At 72.3% G+C, this 15,526-nt stretch carries 11 protein-coding genes; 4 read left to right on the top strand and 7 right to left on the bottom strand.

The annotated features are described in order from the left end of the window. The first annotated feature begins 92 nt into the window (after positions 1-92). The gene (locus AC5L36_RS09575) at positions 93-3,662 is read left to right on the top strand and encodes a trypsin-like serine peptidase (protein WP_441214588.1); all 3,570 of its coding nucleotides are present in this window, start codon (positions 93-95) and stop codon (positions 3,660-3,662) included. Here the strand turns inward: AC5L36_RS09575 and AC5L36_RS09570 are convergent. Next, positions 3,655-4,416 carry an IclR family transcriptional regulator gene (locus AC5L36_RS09570; RefSeq protein ID WP_441214587.1) on the bottom strand — a complete coding sequence of 254 codons (762 nt, stop codon included), beginning with the start codon at positions 4,414-4,416 and terminating at the stop codon, positions 3,655-3,657. The two genes, AC5L36_RS09575 and AC5L36_RS09570, sit on opposite strands and share 8 nt — an antisense overlap. Positions 4,417-4,513: 97 nt before the next feature. Between AC5L36_RS09570 and AC5L36_RS09565 the strand changes: the two genes are divergently transcribed. Together AC5L36_RS09565 and AC5L36_RS09560 are read left to right on the top strand one after the other, a co-directional pair. After that, entirely contained in the window at positions 4,514-5,443 is a 930-nt protein-coding gene (locus AC5L36_RS09565; RefSeq protein ID WP_441214586.1) for a 5-dehydro-4-deoxyglucarate dehydratase, read from the top strand. Further along, entirely contained in the window at positions 5,440-6,699 is a 1,260-nt protein-coding gene (locus tag AC5L36_RS09560; protein ID WP_441214585.1) for an enolase C-terminal domain-like protein, read from the top strand. Before AC5L36_RS09565 ends, AC5L36_RS09560 begins: the two co-directional genes overlap by 4 nt. A gap of 985 nt (positions 6,700-7,684) precedes the next feature. On the opposite strand, the gene AC5L36_RS09555 is transcribed toward AC5L36_RS09560, so the two are convergent. Beyond that, positions 7,685-8,554 carry a DUF559 domain-containing protein gene (locus AC5L36_RS09555; protein ID WP_441214584.1) on the bottom strand — a complete coding sequence of 290 codons (870 nt, stop codon included), beginning with the start codon at positions 8,552-8,554 and terminating at the stop codon, positions 7,685-7,687. Between the two features lie 294 nt (positions 8,555-8,848). On the opposite strand from AC5L36_RS09555, the gene AC5L36_RS09550 reads away from it, so the two are divergent. Continuing rightward, on the top strand, positions 8,849-10,177 hold the full coding sequence (locus AC5L36_RS09550; RefSeq protein ID WP_441214583.1) for a UDP-glucose dehydrogenase family protein: 1,329 nt from the start codon (positions 8,849-8,851) through the stop codon (positions 10,175-10,177). Between the two features lie 109 nt (positions 10,178-10,286). Here AC5L36_RS09550 and AC5L36_RS09545 read toward each other — a convergent pair whose 3' ends face one another. Genes AC5L36_RS09545 through AC5L36_RS09525 form a run of 5 tightly spaced genes read right to left on the bottom strand, consistent with a single transcriptional unit; the run spans position 10,287 to position 15,486 of the window. After that, positions 10,287-11,267, bottom strand: coding sequence for an N-acetylglucosamine kinase (locus AC5L36_RS09545; RefSeq protein WP_441214582.1), 981 nt, complete (start codon positions 11,265-11,267; stop codon positions 10,287-10,289). Next, entirely contained in the window at positions 11,264-12,454 is a 1,191-nt protein-coding gene (locus AC5L36_RS09540; RefSeq protein WP_441214581.1) for a family 4 glycosyl hydrolase, read from the bottom strand. Before AC5L36_RS09540 ends, AC5L36_RS09545 begins: the two co-directional genes overlap by 4 nt. Further along, positions 12,451-13,266, bottom strand: coding sequence for a carbohydrate ABC transporter permease (locus AC5L36_RS09535; protein WP_441214580.1), 816 nt, complete (start codon positions 13,264-13,266; stop codon positions 12,451-12,453). Before AC5L36_RS09535 ends, AC5L36_RS09540 begins: the two co-directional genes overlap by 4 nt. Next, a complete protein-coding gene (locus tag AC5L36_RS09530; RefSeq protein WP_441214579.1) occupies positions 13,263-14,186 on the bottom strand; it encodes a carbohydrate ABC transporter permease in 924 nt (307 codons plus the stop codon). The genes AC5L36_RS09535 and AC5L36_RS09530 overlap by 4 nt, the downstream gene beginning before the upstream one ends. 1 nt (position 14,187) lies before the next feature. Next, entirely contained in the window at positions 14,188-15,486 is a 1,299-nt protein-coding gene (locus tag AC5L36_RS09525) for an ABC transporter substrate-binding protein (RefSeq protein ID WP_441214578.1), read from the bottom strand. Positions 15,487-15,526 lie beyond the last annotated feature (40 nt).

The raw sequence follows: 15,526 nt of genomic DNA, 5'->3' as shown, positions 1-15,526 counted from the left end.
ACCAGCCGGCCCTTTCGGCCGTGTCCGGCTGGCGTTTTCACCGCTTGTTAGCATGGCGCGACGCTGACCCGACTCGTCCGGCAGGAGGTCCCGTGACCGACTCCGCCGAGTTGCAGGGCATCACCATTTCGTCGGCCGGCTGGCGGAGTCCGGGCACCGGCGCGAAAGCGATCCTGGACGCGGGTCTGCGCACCGCTCTGATCGAAGTCGACGGCCGCCGGAGCGGATCCGGCGTGCTGATCGGAAAAGACCTCATCCTGACCGCGCAGCATGTGGTGCGCTCCAAATCCGGCGCGAAAGGAAAACCGGAGATCGTCGCGGTCTTCGATTACGACGAGAGCCCGCTGGCCAGCCCCGCGGAGACCGGGACGAGGGTGCCGGTCGTCGAGATCGTCGCGGAAAGCCCGCCGGCGCCGGCCGAGCTGGGATCGGCGTCGACCTCAGCCGCCGCGGACCATCTCGACTTCGCCGTCCTGCGGCTCATCTCTCCCGCACCACCGGGCACCGACACCTATGGTCACGCGACGTTCCGGAGTTTCTACGAGCTGAAGGCCGTCGAGTACGACATTCGCGGAGCGGAGCTCGTCGTCGTGCACCATCCGCTCGGCGCCGGCCAAAAAATGTCCGAAGTGAAGTCGCCGCGGTGGGACATGGATCGCACCCGGATCCGATACGACAGCAATACCCTCCAGGGATCGTCCGGCGGGCCGATCGTCGACCACGACGGCAACCTGGTCGCCATCCACCACTATTTCGGAAACCGCCGAAATCAGGGTGTGCCCATTTCCGCGATAGCGCGGCTGCTGCGCGCGGGCCCGCACGCCGGGCTGTTCACCGCGCCGGAGCCGTCCCGGGCGCATGCCGCGGCACCCGCGCCGAGCGCGCGGCCGGCGGCCGGCTACAACCCGTTCGAGCCGCTCGACGAATGGTCGTCGGCTTTCGGCGACGAGCACCGGTCGCAGTACCGGCCGACCCTGTGGGAGTTCACCCGGGGCGAGATCCAGGTGCCCGGCCAGCTGTTGCGGGACGTCACCGAGCGCCTGCGGTCGGGCTGGTGCCTGCTGCTCGGCCGGGGCACCGTCGGCAAGACGACCCTGGCGCTGTTCGTCGGCCTCCAGCACAACAGCACGGGCGGCACCGCGTACTACATGGACTTCGGCGACGGGACGTTCCAGGACCCGGCCGTGCTGATCGACAGCATGTCGGCGCTGGTCGACGACTCGACGCTCTTCGTCGTCGACAACGTCCACGTCAACGAGCGGCTGGCACACCAGCTGTACCGGCACTGGCAGCGGCACGGAGCCGGCAGCCGTTTGCTCCTCGTCGGAAGGACCATCTACCGGACGGTCAAGTCGGGCGTCGAGGGCGCGGGGCTGTCCCGGCTGGCGCCCGACGCGGTGACCCTCGAGGTCACCGACGACGACCTGCTGCTCACCTACCAGAGGCTGGCGCGCATCCACGGGCTCGGCGACGCGGGGCCGACCGTGCCGGCCACGACGCTGGCCGCGTGGCAGGCACTCTTCGCCGGCGACCGGATCGCCTTCGCGCTGGCACTGACGCGTCACCTGGAGAGCCGCGACGCCCGGCGCTGGCTCGGCTCCGGAGCGGCGCTGGCCGCCAACGACGCCATCAGCTACGTGACCGAGAAGTACCTCGATCCCTACCCCGACGCCCGGCCGTACCTGCTGCACCTGGCGACCGCCAGCACCTTCGAGCTCTCGCTGCCGGAGGAGACGGTGCCGCCGGGGGTGATGAACGACCTGGTCGCCGCGGGCATCGTCTACGTGACGACGCACGGGAGCGCGGCGTACCGGCGGTACACGCTGGCGCATCTCGGCCTCGGCCATCTGATCATGGAAGCCAACCGGACCGCCGACGGGATCGCGAGCCTCAGCGCGCTCGCCGTCAGCAGCCCGGCGTTCGGCTTCGCGCTCGCCTGGCGACTCGACCGGGTGGGCCAGCGGGACGAGGCCCTGCGGATCCTGCGGGAGCTCAGCGCCGATCCGCGCCACATGGCCAAGGCGCTGTCCGGCACGCAGATCGCCGTCTCGATCCTCCGGCTCGTCGCCGACCGCGGCGTGCGCACGTACGAGGGGATGGACAACGCGCTCACGCCGATCGGCGTGCCGGGTGCGCTGCTGGACTCGGTGCCGATCCATCTGGGCACCGCGAAGCGGTTCCTGCACTTCGTGAAGGACCGGATGCCGGCGTACTGCCAGCGCCTGTGCGAAGCGCTCGCCGAGCCGGGGCGGCGCGCCGACATCGCGGACGCCGTGCCCAACGACCTCAGCAACGCGGTGGAGTTCCTCACCTACGTGGACCGGTACCACGGCGACCTGGCCGGCGTGCTCGCGCCGCTGCTGGCGGATCCGGAGCGGTGCGCGCGGATCGCGGACAGCGTGGCCAGCCACCTCGGCAACGCGGTGCGGTTCCTGGAGTACGCGGACAAGCGCCACCGTGCCGTCGCGGCGGCGGTCGTACCTCTGTTGCGGGATCCGGAGCGGGCCGCCCGGATCGCCGACGCGTTGCCCAAACAGCTGGGCAGCTCGGTACGGTTCCTCGCCTACCTGGACGGGCGCCCGCGCGGGCTGACCGCGGTGCTCGCGCCGCTGCTGGCGGATCCGGAGCGGTGCGCGCGCGTCGCGGACGCCCTGGCCTACGACCTCGGCGGTGCGATCAGGTTCATCACCTACGCGGACGAGCGGCTCCCCGCGGTGGCGTCGACGATCGAGTCGTTGTTGCGGGACCCGGCGCGGTGTGCCCGGATCGCCGACGCCATGCCCAACAACCTGGGCAACGCGACCGAGTTCCTGGTGTACGCGAAGGAGCGCCTCCCCGAGGTGGCCGCGGCGCTCACCTCGCTGCTCGGCGATCCGGCGCGGTGCGTGCGGATCGCCGACGCCATGCCGCGAAACCTCGGCAACGCCACCGAGTTCCTCGTGTACGCGGCCGACCGCCTGCCGCATGTGACGTCGGCCCTCACCCCGCTGCTCGGGGATCCGGTGCGGTGCGCGCGGATCGCCGACGCCGTGCCGAACAACCTGGGCAACGCGACCGAGTTCCTGGTGTACGCCGACGACTGCCTCCCCGAGGTGGCCTCGGCACTCAGGTCGTTGTTGACGGATCCGGTGCGGTGCGCCGCGATCGCCGAGGCCGTGCCCAACAACCTCGGCAACGCCACCGAGGTCCTCGTCTACGCGGACGAGCGCCTTCCCGAGCTGGCCGCGGCGCTCACCTCGTTGCTCGGGGATCCGGTGCGGTGCGCGCGGATCGCCGAGGCCGTGCCCAACAATCCCGGCAACGCGGCGGCCTTCCTGGAGTTCGCGCATCGGAAGATGCCGGCCCTCGCGGCGCGGCTCGAAGCCATGCTCGACGAGCCGGTGATGGCCAGGCGGATCGTCGACACGTCGATGGTCGGCTTCGAGACGATGCTTCCGTTCATGCAGTTCGCCTACGCGCAGATGCCGGCCGTCGCGGAGCGCCTCACCGTCGAGCTGACCGACATGCGGCGCCGGCCGGCGCTCGTCGAGCTGGCCCAGCGGCACCCGCGGGAACGGGGATCGCTCAAGCGCATCGTGGAGCTGGCGGACCTCCACCACGAGGCGCTCGTCGCGCCACTGTGGACACTCTTCGAGCCGGGCGAGCCGCAGGCGGCTACCTGATGCCCTCGCGGCGGAGCGTGGCGGCGAGGCGCTGCGTGTGTGTCACGACCGCCTTGGCCACGCGGTCGAGCTCCTCGCCCTCGGCCAGGTGGGCGGGCATCGAGCAGGAGATCGCGTCGGTGGCGGGGATGCGGTAGTCGACCGCGGTCGCCACGCACGCCACGCCGGTGGTGCCCTGCTCGCGCTCGAACGCCCACCCACGCGTGCGCACCTCGTCGAGTTCGGCCATCAGCGCGTCGCGGGAGGTGATGGTGTGCGGCGTGTACGACTCCAGGTCGGCCGAGAGCATCGTCTCGACCTCGTCGCGGGTCAGGCCGGCCAGCAGCGCCTGGCCGAGCGCGGTGAGGTGCACCGGCAGGCGGCGGCCGACCCGGGAGATCAGCCGCACCGAGTCGCGGGACTCGCGGCTGGCCAGGTAGATGATGTGCGCATCGTCGCGGCGGGCGTAGTGCATCGTGTACCCGATCTCGGCGCGCAGGTCTTCCAGGCACTCCAGCGCGTATCGCAGGGCGGGGTCGCGGTCGAGGTAGGCGGTGCCGGACAGCAGCGCGTGCGGCCCCACGCCGAACGCGGTGCCGGTCTCGTCGGCCTCCACCCACTTGAGCTCACGCAGTGTGCGCACCAGCGCGTGCAGGCTCGACCGCGGGTAGCCCATCCGCTCCTGGAGCTGGGAGATCGTGAGGCGGGTGGGGGAGCCGGCGAGCACCTCGAGGATGCGGACCGTGCGCTCCGCGGACTTCACAGCTTCCGACATGACAACCCCCACCCGGGACCGGTTGACCGTCATGCTACCGGACGTTAGTTTGTGGGTGTGTGGGCGACAGGATGAGAGAAGCTGTACATATATGTGGATGCCAGCAGAGGCCGACGCGCTCCTCTCCTTCCCGCTGACGCCGTTCACGGCCGATGACGAGGTCGACCTCGACGCGTTCGCCGAGCACGTCGACGAGCAGGTCCTCGCCGGGCCCGCCGCGCTCTTCGTCGCCTGCGGCACGGGGGAGTTCAGCGCGCTCTCCCTCGACGAGTACCGGACGGTCGTCGCCACCGCCGTGCGGGTGGCCGGCGACCGCCTGCCGGTGTACGCGGGCGCCGGCGGCGGGCCGCGCGTGGCGCGGGAGTTCGCGGCGGCCGCCCACGACGCCGGCGCCGACGGGCTGCTGCTCCTGCCGCCCTACCTGGTCGCGAGCACCCCGGCCGGCCTGGTGAGCCACGTCCGCTACGTCGCCGAGGCCGCCGCGCTGCCCACGGTCGTCTACCAGCGGGCCAACGCCGTCCTCGACCCGGACGCGGCGGTGGCGCTGCTCGGCGTGCCCACGGTGGTCGCGGTCAAGGACGGCCGCGGCGACGTCGACGCGATGCTGCGCCTGGTGACGGCGGTGCGGTCGAGCCGCGACCCGCGGGCGGCGGAGTTCGGCTTCCTCAACGGACTGCCGACCGCCGAGCTGTCCGCGCTGGCCTACCGGGCGATCGGGGTGGGCAGCTACTCCAGCGCGGTGCTCTGCTTCGCGCCGGACATCGCCACGGCCTTCCACCGCGCGGTGCGGGAAGGCGACGATGTGACGGTGCGGGTGCTGATCGCGGAGTTCTACCTGCCCTTCGCCACGCTGCGCGACCGCGTGCCCGGCTACCAGGTGGCCCTGGTCAAGGCCGGGGCGCGCCTGGCCGGGCTGCGGATGGGGCCGGTGCGGCCGCCGCTCGTCGACGCCACACCGGCGCACGTCGAAGCACTGGAGGAGATCATCGCCAGTGGCCGGGCCGCCCTCAAGCGGGACGAAGCATGAACCCCGTCACCCGCGTCACCGTCACCCCCGTAGCCTTCGCCGACCCGCCGCTGCTCAACGCGGCCGGGGTACACCAGCCGTGGGCGCTGCGTACGATCGTCCAGGTCCACTGTGGAGACGACCTGGTCGGGCTCGGTGAGACCTACGGCGACGCGCCACACCTCGCCCTCGTCGAGCGGGCCGCCGCCGCACTGTCCGGAGTGGACCCGTTCGACCTCGCCGGCGTGCGCCGCGCCGTGGCGGCCGCGATCGGCGCCGTCGACGCGCCCGACCGCCACGGCCTGACCGGCGGCTCGACACCCGCCAAGACGCTCCTGCGCGTGTACGCGCCGTTCGAGGTCGCCTGCCTCGACCTCCAAGGCCGCATCGCCGGCCGCCCGGTCTGCGACGTCCTCGGCGGGCGGGTGCGCGACGCCGTGCCCTTCTCCGCGTACCTGTTCTACAAGTGGGCCGCGCACCCGGGCGGCGAGCCGGACGAGTACGGCGCGGCGCTCGACCCCGACGGCATCGTGGCGCAGGCACGGGCGCTCGTCGACCGCTACGGCTTCCGCTCCGTCAAGCTCAAGGGCGGCGTCTTCCCGCCCGCCGAGGAGATCGCGGCGATCCGGGCACTGCGCGCCGCCTTCCCCGACCACCCGCTGCGCCTCGACCCTAACTGCAACTGGACGGTCGAGACCTCGTTGAAGGTGGCCGAGGAGACCGAAGGGCTGCTGGAGTACCTGGAGGACCCGACCGCCACCATCCCCGGCATGGCCGCGGTCGCCGCCAAGGCCACGATGCCGCTCGCCACGAACATGTGCGTCGTCAACTTCGCGGACGTGCCCGAGGCGGTCGCCCAGGGCGCGGTCGGCGTGGTGCTCGCCGACCACCACTACTGGGGCGGGCTGCGCGCCTCCGCGCTGATGGCCGGCATCTGCGAGACCTGGGGGATCGGCCTGTCCATGCACTCCAACAGCCACCTCGGCATCAGCCTCGCCGCGATGACCCACCTGGGCGCGGCGCTGCCCAACCTCACGTACGCGGCCGACACCCACACCCCGTGGCAGCTCGGCGCCGACGTGCTCCACACTCCACTGTCCTTCGTGGACGGCGCGGTGCCGGTGCCGGACGGGCCCGGCCTCGGCGTGGCGCTCGACCCCGACAAGCTCGCCCGCATGCACGAGGACTACCTGCGCACCGACATCCGCGAGCGGGACGACACCACCTACATGCGCGCGGTCCAGCCCGACTTCCCGAGCCGGCGGCCGCGGTGGTGAGGGTCACCGGCCACGCCTACCCGTGGGACGTGGTCGGCGACGCCGACTTCCCCGCGCGAGCCCGCGACCTGGGCGTCGACTCGGTCACGCTCGCGGCCGCCTACCACGCCACCCGCGCGGCCACCCCGCTGCACCCGCGGCACCAGATCGTCGACGCCCGCCACACCGCGCTCTACCGCCCGATCCGCGAGCCGGTGTGGGCCGGCCGGCGGCTGCGCCCGATCGGTCCGGAGTGGATGGACGCGCCGGACCCGTACCGCCAGGCCGCCGCCGCGCTGCACGCTGCCGGCCTGCGGGTCGACGCATGGCTCGTGCTCACCCACGACAGCCGGCTCGGCCGTGCCTGCCCCGACCTCGCGGTCGTCAACTGCTTCGGCGAGCCCTACCCCTACGCGCTGTGCCCCGCCCACGAGGAGGTCCGCGACTACGCGGCCACGCTCGCCACCGAGGCGGTGCGCGACGCGCCCGTCGACGGCGTCTCCCTCGAAGCCTGCGGCCAGCTCGGCGTCGCACACGCCGGCACCCACGAGAAGACCGACGGCGCCTGGACGCCCGACGCGGCACGCTGGCTGTCGGTGTGCTGCTGCGCGGCCTGCCAGGCGGCCTGGTCGGCCCGCGGCCTCGACCCCGGCGACGTGCTGACCACGCTGCGCGGCGCGGTCCGCGCGCAGGCGCCGGGCTCGTTCGTTTCCGCCGCCGTCGCCGCGGCGCTGCTCGCCGCCCGGCACGAGACCACCGACCTCCTCCGGGCCCAGACCCTCGACGGGGTACGAGCCAGCGCGCCGGACGCTGTCCTGACACTTCACGCCCAGCCGGACCCCTGGGCGACCGGCCCATCGCCAGGGCTGACGCCCCGCGCGGCCAAGGACGTCGACCGCCTGCTGGTCCCCGCCTGGCCCACGTCACCGTCTTCGGCGGCCGCGGTCGCGTCCGCGGCGTCGACCGGCACACCAGTCGACGCATACGTAACGGTGCTGCCCCCGGCTCAGCCCTCCGACCTACCCGGACACGTCGACCGCCTGCTGGCCGCCGGCGCGAGCGGCGTCGCGCTGTACCACCTGGGCCTGGCCCCCCACACGGGCCAGGACCTGCTGCGAGCCGCGGCGAGGATGTCGAGGATCTCACGCCGCACCGCGTCCGTTTCGCGATACAAGCGGCGGTGAGTGAACCGGACCACCTGGATCCCGTGCGCCGCGAGCCGGGCATCGCGTCGCAGATCCGCTTCGCGCTGCTGCGGTGCCCCGTGTGAGGCCGCGCCGTCCAGTTCGAAGTCGACGCGTTCCTCGCGCGCGAAGACGTCGAGGTAGTAGGTTCGCCCGCCGAGCCGGACCCGCACCTGGCGTTCGAAGGGTGGCATAGCCGGTCCGGTGAACACGTGGTCGTGATCCCAGATCTCCAGGGCGCTGTGGCAGCCGCCGGCCAGTCGGTCCAGCAGGACGCGGATGGCTGCTCGGTCGCTGAGTCGGGGCGTCGCCTCCAGCGCCGCGAGGATCCGCTCCGGCGTCGTCCTGCGGTCGCCGACAGCTCTGATCAGCGGCGCCGGGCGCTGCTCCGGCGACAGGAGGGGCCAGGCGTCCACGAGTGTGGTTTCCAGTCGGGTGACGGGCAGGCCGTCTCGGACGAGGACGTCCGGCGGCTCGATCCGCAGATCTCGGCGCTGGTGCACGACGACCGGCGGGTGAGGACGCAGCCGCACGTCGGCGGGGACGCTGAGGTGCACCGGCTCGGCCGGTTCGGCGGGACGCAGACCCCACACCTCCAGAGCCGTGGTGTGGCTGAGCGCCCCGCGTCCAGCGGCGTAGCGCACCGCGGCGTGCCGCAGCACCGCGACCTGGTCGGCCGCCGTGGCGTCCACCCAGACGCCTGGCAGGAGCCGCCGACCTGGCCGGCGTGGGCCGCCCACTTCAGTGCCCCGGGCGCCACCTCGTCTCGCCGCACTACGCCGTCGCGACGTCCGAGCAGGGCGCGCAGTTCCTCGTTCACGGGGGCGACGGTCGCCCATCCGCATGAGATCGGGCAACAGGGCCATGATCGATCTGTGGATAACTCAGCTCACCGGATGAGGTGATCCGGCCGTCAGTGTGGAGTGACGGTCGGCAACCGGACAGTGGCGTGGCGGGCGCCGAAACCGCTCATAGCCTGGTCAGCCATGGATCGGAGCATGCCGCGGCTGACCGTGATCGGCACGGGCTACCTCGGCGCCACGCACGCCATCTGCATGGCGGTGCTGGGTTACGAGGTGCTCGGCGTCGACGTGGACGCCGCGAAGGTGGGGCGGCTCGCCTCGGGTGAGGTGCCGTTCTTCGAGCCTGGTCTGCCCGAGCTGCTCGCCAAGGCGCTGGAGTCGGGGCGGCTGCGGTTCACGACGTCGTTCGCGGAGGCGGGTGACTTCGGCGACGTGCACTTCGTGTGCGTGGGGACGCCGCAGCGGCCGGGGTCGTACGCGGCCGACATGCGGTTCGTGGACGCCGCCGTCAGCGAGCTTTCGCACCACCTGCACCGGCGGGCGCTCGTCGTGGGCAAGTCGACCGTGCCGATCGGCACCGCCGCGCGGCTCACGTCGTTACTGCAAGGGCTCGCGCCGGCCGGTGCGGCCGTGGAGCTGGCGTGGAACCCGGAGTTCCTCCGCGAGGGGTACGCGGTCGACGACACGATGCGGCCCGACCGGCTCGTCTTCGGTGTCGCGTCGCCGTGGGCGGAGGAGCGGCTGCGCGCCGCCTACGCCCCGGTGCTCGCGCAGGGTACGCCGGCGGTGGTCACCGACCTCGCCACCGCGGAGCTGGTCAAGGTGGCGGCCAACGCGTTCCTGGCCACCAAGATCTCGTATATCAACGCGATGGCCGAGGTGTGCGAGGGGACCGGCGCCGACGTGCACGACCTCGCCGAGGCGCTCGCCTACGACAACCGGATCGGCGGGCGTTTCCTCAAGCCGGGTCTGGGGTTCGGCGGCGGGTGCCTGCCCAAGGACATCCGGGCGTTCCTGCACCGGGCCGAGGAGCTGGGTGTGGGGCAGGCGGTGTCGTTCCTGCGCGAGGTCGACGACATCAACAAGCGCCGCCGGGCGCGCACCGTCGACCTGGTGCGCGAGGTCGTCGGCGGTGACCTTTCCGGGGTACGGGTGGCCGCGCTCGGCGCCGCCTTCAAGCCCAACTCGGACGACGTGCGGGACGCGCCGGCGCTCGACGTGGCCAGCACGCTCCAGAAGGCGGGCGCGGCGGTGCGCGTCTTCGACCCGGCCGCGATGGACAACGCCCGCCGCACGCATCCCGAGCTGTCCTACGGCGAAAGCACCCTGGACGTGGCCCGGGAGGCGGACGTGGTGGTGCTGCTGACCGAGTGGGCCGAGTTTCGCGAGATCGACCCGGTGGCGCTGGCCGGCGCGGTGGCGCACCCCCGGATCGTCGACGGCCGGCACGCGCTCGACGCCGCGGCCTGGCGGGCCGCGGGCTGGGAGTACCGGGCGCTCGGGCGCCCCTAGAGACGGCCCTGGGCCGCTCGCTCACCCCCCGGAGAGAGCGGCCCAGGGTCTCCGCTCACGTCGTGGCGCTCGGCGCCGCCCGCGGGCCGTCGGCCCGCCGGCGGCGGGTTTACGGCGCGGTGCTGAGCGCCGCCCGCAGGGACCGGCCCGCCGGCGGCGGTGCGCCGAAGGCGTCCAGTGCCAGCAGGGCGGCGCCGGTCACCGGCGGGGCGGCGAGCAGCGTCAGTGTCGCGTGTGGAGAGTGGGCGGCGATGCCCTCCTCGACCGCGTCCATCAGCAACGGGTGCCGGGCGGCGAGCACGCCGCCGCCGAGCACCACCGCGTACGGGACGTCGCGCAGGTCGAGCCGGGTCGCCGCCACCCGGACCAGCGCCACGATCTCGCCGGCCTGCCGGGCGACGATCCGGCGGGCGGTGGGGTCACCGGCGCCGGCGACCGCGAAGAGCACCGGCGACAGCTCGGCGATCCGCTCCTTGGGGATCTCGTCGAGGTGCAGGCCGGCGGCGACCTCCTCCACCGTGGACCGTCCGAAGTGGGCGGCGACCGCGGCGCTCAGCGCGGTGGGGCCGTCCCGGCCGTCCTCGCCGCGCGCGGCCCGGTAGAGGGCGAGCGCGGCCAGGTGTTCGCCGCCGCCCCAGTCGCCGCTGATCTGCCCCAGCGAGGGGAAGCGGGCGGTGCGGCCTGCGGCGTCGCGGCCGAGGCAGTTGATGCCGGTGCCGCACACCACCGCGATCGCGTCGCGGGCGTCGGTGCCGGCCCGCAGCAGCGCGAACGTGTCGTTGTCGACCCGGTGCTCGCGTGCCCAGCCGGCCTCGCCGACCGCCTTGTGCAGCACGTCCACCTCGACCGGCAGGTCGGCGCCGGCGAGGTACACCTCGGCGCGGTCGAGCGTCGTGTCCCTGTCCAGCCGCGCCACCGCGCGTGCCTCGTCGACGAGCGCGTCGACGATCGCGACGCAGCCGGGCACGCCGACGTAGTGCGGGCTGGAGGCGGGGCCGCGTACCGAGGCGAGCACCTCGCCGGCCGAGGTGCCGAGCACCACGTCGGTCTTCGTCGCGCCGCCGTCGACGGCCACGTAGAGCCGCGTCACGCGAGCACCTCGTCGGCCAGGGCGTCGGCGAGCGCGTGCTGGCCGACGAGCGGGTGGGCGAGCAGCGCGGAGTACACCCGGGACCGTCCACCGTGGATGGCGGCGGCGACGGCCAGCTCCTCGTAGGCCGCGACCGCGCCGATGAGCCCGGAAAGCGCCGGGCCTACCGGCGTCACCGGCCTGGGCACCGGGCCGTCCGTGGACACCGCGCACGTCACCTCGATGACCGACTCGTCGGGCAGGAAGGGGAGGGTGCCGTTGTTGCGGACGTTGGCCGAGTGGTGCGCGCCGTCGCCGGTGGTCAGCGAGTGGATCAGGCCGACCGCGGCCTCGGAGTAGAAGGCGCCACCGCGCTGGCCCAGCAGTGGCGGCTTTTCGTCGAGCGCCGGGTCGGCGTAGAGCCGGAGCAGCTCGGCCTCGATCCGGGCCACCTCGTGCGCGCGGGTGGGCCGGCCGGTCTCCTCCCGCACCACCTCGTCGTGGGCGTAGAAGTAGCGCAGGTAGTACGAGGGGACGTTGCCGAGCGTGGCGAGCACCTCCGGCGGGAGCCGCACCTCGGCGGCGAGCTCCGCCCCGAACGAGGACAGCAGCGCGGGCAGCCGGTCGACACCGTCCACATAGGCGGCCCGCTCCCAGGTGAGGTGGTTGAGCCCGACGTGGTCGAGGTCGACCGCCTCGGGCGGCACGCCGAGCAGCCCGGCGAAGCGGCGCTGGAAGCCGATCGCCACGTTGCACAGCCCGACCGCGCGGTGGCCGGCGTCGAGCAGCGCGCGGGTGACGATGCCGACCGGGTTGGTGAAGTTGACGATCCACGTGCCGGGCGCGACCCGCGACGCGATGTCGAGCACCACCGGCACGGTGCGCACGGCCTTGGCCAGCCCGCCCGCGCCGGTGGTCTCCTGCCCGACGCAGCCGCACGCCAGCGGGAACGTCTCGTCGTGGATCCGGGCTTTCTGCCCGCCGACCCGCAGCTGGATCACCACGATGTCGGCGCCGTCGAGCCCCTCGCCCAGGTCGGTGGTCCAGGAGACGCGGGGGTTGAGCCGCCGCGCGAACGGCCCGACGACCGCGAGCCGCTCCGCCGCCGGGTCGACGAGGTGGAGCGACGCGTCCGGCAGCAGCCGGGCGAACCCCTCGACCAGCTCCGGCGTGTACGTGGAGCCGCCGCCGACGACCGCGATCTTCATCCCTTGACCCCCGTGAGTGTCACGCCCTGTACGAACGCCTTCTGCGCGAAGAAGAAGACGACGACGATGGGCACCATGGTGAGCAGTGTGGCCGCCGAGACGATGTTCCACTGGACGGCGTGGAGCGTGCGAAACGAGGCCAGCCCCAGCGAGAGCGTCCACGCGGACTCGTTCTCGCTGGTGTAGAGGAGCGGGCCGTAGTAGTCGTTCCAGGCGTAGAAGAACTGGAACATGGCCGCGGCGGCGATGCCGGGCCGGGCCATCGGCAGCACCACGCGCAGCAGCGTCCGCCACTCGCCGCAGCCGTCCACCCGGGCCGCGTCGAGGTACTCGTCCGGGATCGTGAGCAGAAACTGCCGCAGCAGGAAGATGGAGAACGCGTCGCCGAGCAGCATCGGCAGCACCAGCGGCCACAGCGAGCCGGTGAGCCCGTAGTCGGCCCACATCAGGTACAGCGGGACGGTGGTCACCTGCGGTGGCAGCATCATCATGCACACGATCGCCACGAAGACCGTCGTCCGGCCGCGCCACCGCAGCTTGGCGAGCGCGTACGCGGCCGGCACGCTGGCCAGCAGCATTAAGAGCGTGGCGCCGGTGGCGTAGAGCGCGGTGTTGAGCAGGTAGCGGGGGAGCGGGGTGCGCTGGAACACCTCGACGTAGTTTCCCGGATGCCACGACGTGGGCCAGAGGTTCGAGGTGAGCGACTGGTCGCTGGACATGAAGGACGTCAATGCGAGGAACACGATCGGGCAGAGGAACATCGCGCCGAGCGCGATCGCGATCGAGTGCCGGGCTACGAAAGCCAGCCTCATAGGAAGCTCCGGAACCGGCGCAGCAGCACCACCGTCACGGCGGCCGCGACGACGAAGAGCACGACCGCGAGGGTGTTGGCGTAGCCGAGCGCGCCGTACCGGAAGCCGGCCACGTACAGCCACAGTGGATAGGTGAATGTGGACCCTTCCGGGTAGCCGAACGTGGAGGAGATCCCGCCGCCGGTGGTGGCCTGCCCGGAGGCGACGCTGGCCGCCACGGCCGCCTGGGTGAAGTACTGCAACGTCTGGATCACCCCGGTCACCGCGGCGAAGAGCACCACCGGCGCGATGTTCGGCAGCGTCACGTACCGGAACTGGTGCGCCGCGTTGGCGCCGTCGAGCGAGGCGGCCTCGTACTGCTCCTTCGGCACGTCGAGCAGCGCGGCCAGGAAAATGATCATCAGGTCGCCGATCCCCCACAGCCCCAACAGGACGAGCGACGGCTTGGCCCAATCCGGCGAGTTGAACCACAGTGGACCCTGGACGCCGATGTCGGCCAGCAGCGAGTTGACCGGGCCGGTGCCGGGTTTGAAGAGGAAGACGAACGCGAGCGTCGCCGCCACCGGCGGGGCGAGCGCGGGCAGGTAGAAGAGCGTCCGGTACAGGCCGGCGCCGCGCTTGAACCGGGCCAGCAGCATGCCGGTGGTGAGCGCGCCGAGCATCCGCGCCGGCACGAGCACCGCGACGAGCCACAGCGTGTTGCCCGCCGCCGTGCGCACGTTGGGGTCCTGGAAGAGGTGCTCCCAGTTGCGCAGCCCCACCCAGCGCGGCGCGTTCACCAGGTCGAACGTGGTGAACGAGAAGTACACGCTGGCGACGAGCGGGTACACCAGGAAGACGAGCAAGCCGAGCAGGACCGGCGCCATGAAGCTCAGCACGGTGAGCCGGTCCCGCCTGCGGCGTCGAGCGAGGGTCGTCATCTCAGCCGGCGAGCTGGACGAGCTGGTTGATCTGCTTGTCGACGTCCTTGAGACCCGGGCCGGGGTCGCCGCCCTTACCGGCCTGGTACTTCTGGAGGAACGTGGACAGCGCCTCCTCGTAGGCGGGGCCGACCGCGCTGGGCGGGGTGGTCGACGTGTGCGGGTGGGCGAAGATGTCGAGGAACACCTTGAAGTCCGGGTCGTTGCCCAGGTCCCCGGGTGCGGCGAGCGCGTCGGTGGTGCTCGGCACGTTCTTGATGAGGTTGGCCAGCTTGACGATCGCGCCGGTGTCGGTGGTGAGGTAGCGGATCAGCTCCCACGCGGCCTCCGGGTTCTTGGCCGTCTTGGAGACGCCGATGACGTTGCCGGTGACGTAGCCGCCGCCGTACCAGTCCGGGTGGGCGTCGCTGACCGGCAGCGGCGCGGTGCCGAACTTGACGTCCTTGGCCTGGTCGCGCAGGAAGGCGATCCGGTACTCGCCGTCGACCATCATCGCGACCTGTCCTTTGTGGAACGCGTTGTCGGCGGACCACTCGTCGCCCAGGCTCGCCCGGAACTTTTCCAGCTTGTCGTAGCCGTACCAGTCGACGAGGTCCTTCTGCCACTTGAGCAGCTCGAGCCAGGCCGGGTCGGAGCCGATCGCGCTGGTGCCGTCGTCGTTGAGCCACTTGGCGCCGACCGCCGGCCCGAGGTGCGAGGGGGAGTGTTCGTAGAAGCCGAACAGCGGCAGGAAGCCGGCCCGTTCGATCGTGCCGTCCGGCTTGCGCTTGGTGAGCTTCTTGGCCGCGTCGGTGAGCTCGGTCAGCGTCTTGGGCGGGGCGGCGATGCCGGCCTCGGTGAGGAGCGTCCTGTTGTAGTAGAAGCCGTAGGTGTCGGCGAGGAACGGCATCGCGCACCGCCGGCCCTTGAACTCGGTGTAGCTGCGCACCGTCGGCGGGAGCTTGCCGAGGTCGACGCCGTCGCGCTCGATGTACTGCTTGAGGTCGAGCCAGGCGCCGCTGGCGCAGAACTTGCCGACCGTGTCGGTGGAGTAGGACAGGCCGACGTCGGGGCCCTGGCCGGCGCCGATGGCCTGGAGCATCTTGGTGTCGTCCTGGCCGGACTTGACCACGACCTCGATCTTCGGGTGGGCGGCCTTGAAGTCGGCCACGATCGTGTCGATCGCCTTGGCCTCGCGGTCGGTGAAGAAGTGCCAGAACTCGACGGTGCCGGAGGCCTCGGTGCCGGGAGAGGCGACCGGCTTCTCGGTCTCGCCCGGTGTGCAGGCGGAGACAAGCGTTATGGCGGCAATTACCATCATTTTTCGACTAAATGAGGGCATGGTGGAGCGCTCCTTCCGG

The organism is Phytohabitans sp. LZ39, from assembly GCF_059359075.1.
The sequence above is the reverse complement of the archived record's forward strand: the minus strand, read 5'-3'. Positions and strand labels throughout refer to the sequence as shown.

Excerpts from the sequence above, each read along its gene's own strand:
- AC5L36_RS09570 (WP_441214587.1), bottom strand. The coding sequence starts at position 4,416 with ATGTCGGAAGCTGTGAAGTCCGCGGAGCGCACGGTCCGCATCCTCGAG.
- AC5L36_RS09565 (WP_441214586.1), top strand. The coding sequence starts at position 4,514 with ATGCCAGCAGAGGCCGACGCGCTCCTCTCCTTCCCGCTGACGCCGTTC.
- AC5L36_RS09560 (WP_441214585.1), top strand. The coding sequence starts at position 5,440 with ATGAACCCCGTCACCCGCGTCACCGTCACCCCCGTAGCCTTCGCCGAC.
- AC5L36_RS09550 (WP_441214583.1), top strand. The coding sequence starts at position 8,849 with ATGGATCGGAGCATGCCGCGGCTGACCGTGATCGGCACGGGCTACCTC.
- AC5L36_RS09540 (WP_441214581.1), bottom strand. The coding sequence starts at position 12,454 with ATGAAGATCGCGGTCGTCGGCGGCGGCTCCACGTACACGCCGGAGCTG.
- AC5L36_RS09535 (WP_441214580.1), bottom strand. The coding sequence starts at position 13,266 with ATGAGGCTGGCTTTCGTAGCCCGGCACTCGATCGCGATCGCGCTCGGC.
- AC5L36_RS09530 (WP_441214579.1), bottom strand. The coding sequence starts at position 14,186 with ATGACGACCCTCGCTCGACGCCGCAGGCGGGACCGGCTCACCGTGCTG.
- AC5L36_RS09525 (WP_441214578.1), bottom strand. The coding sequence starts at position 15,486 with ATGATGGTAATTGCCGCCATAACGCTTGTCTCCGCCTGCACACCGGGC.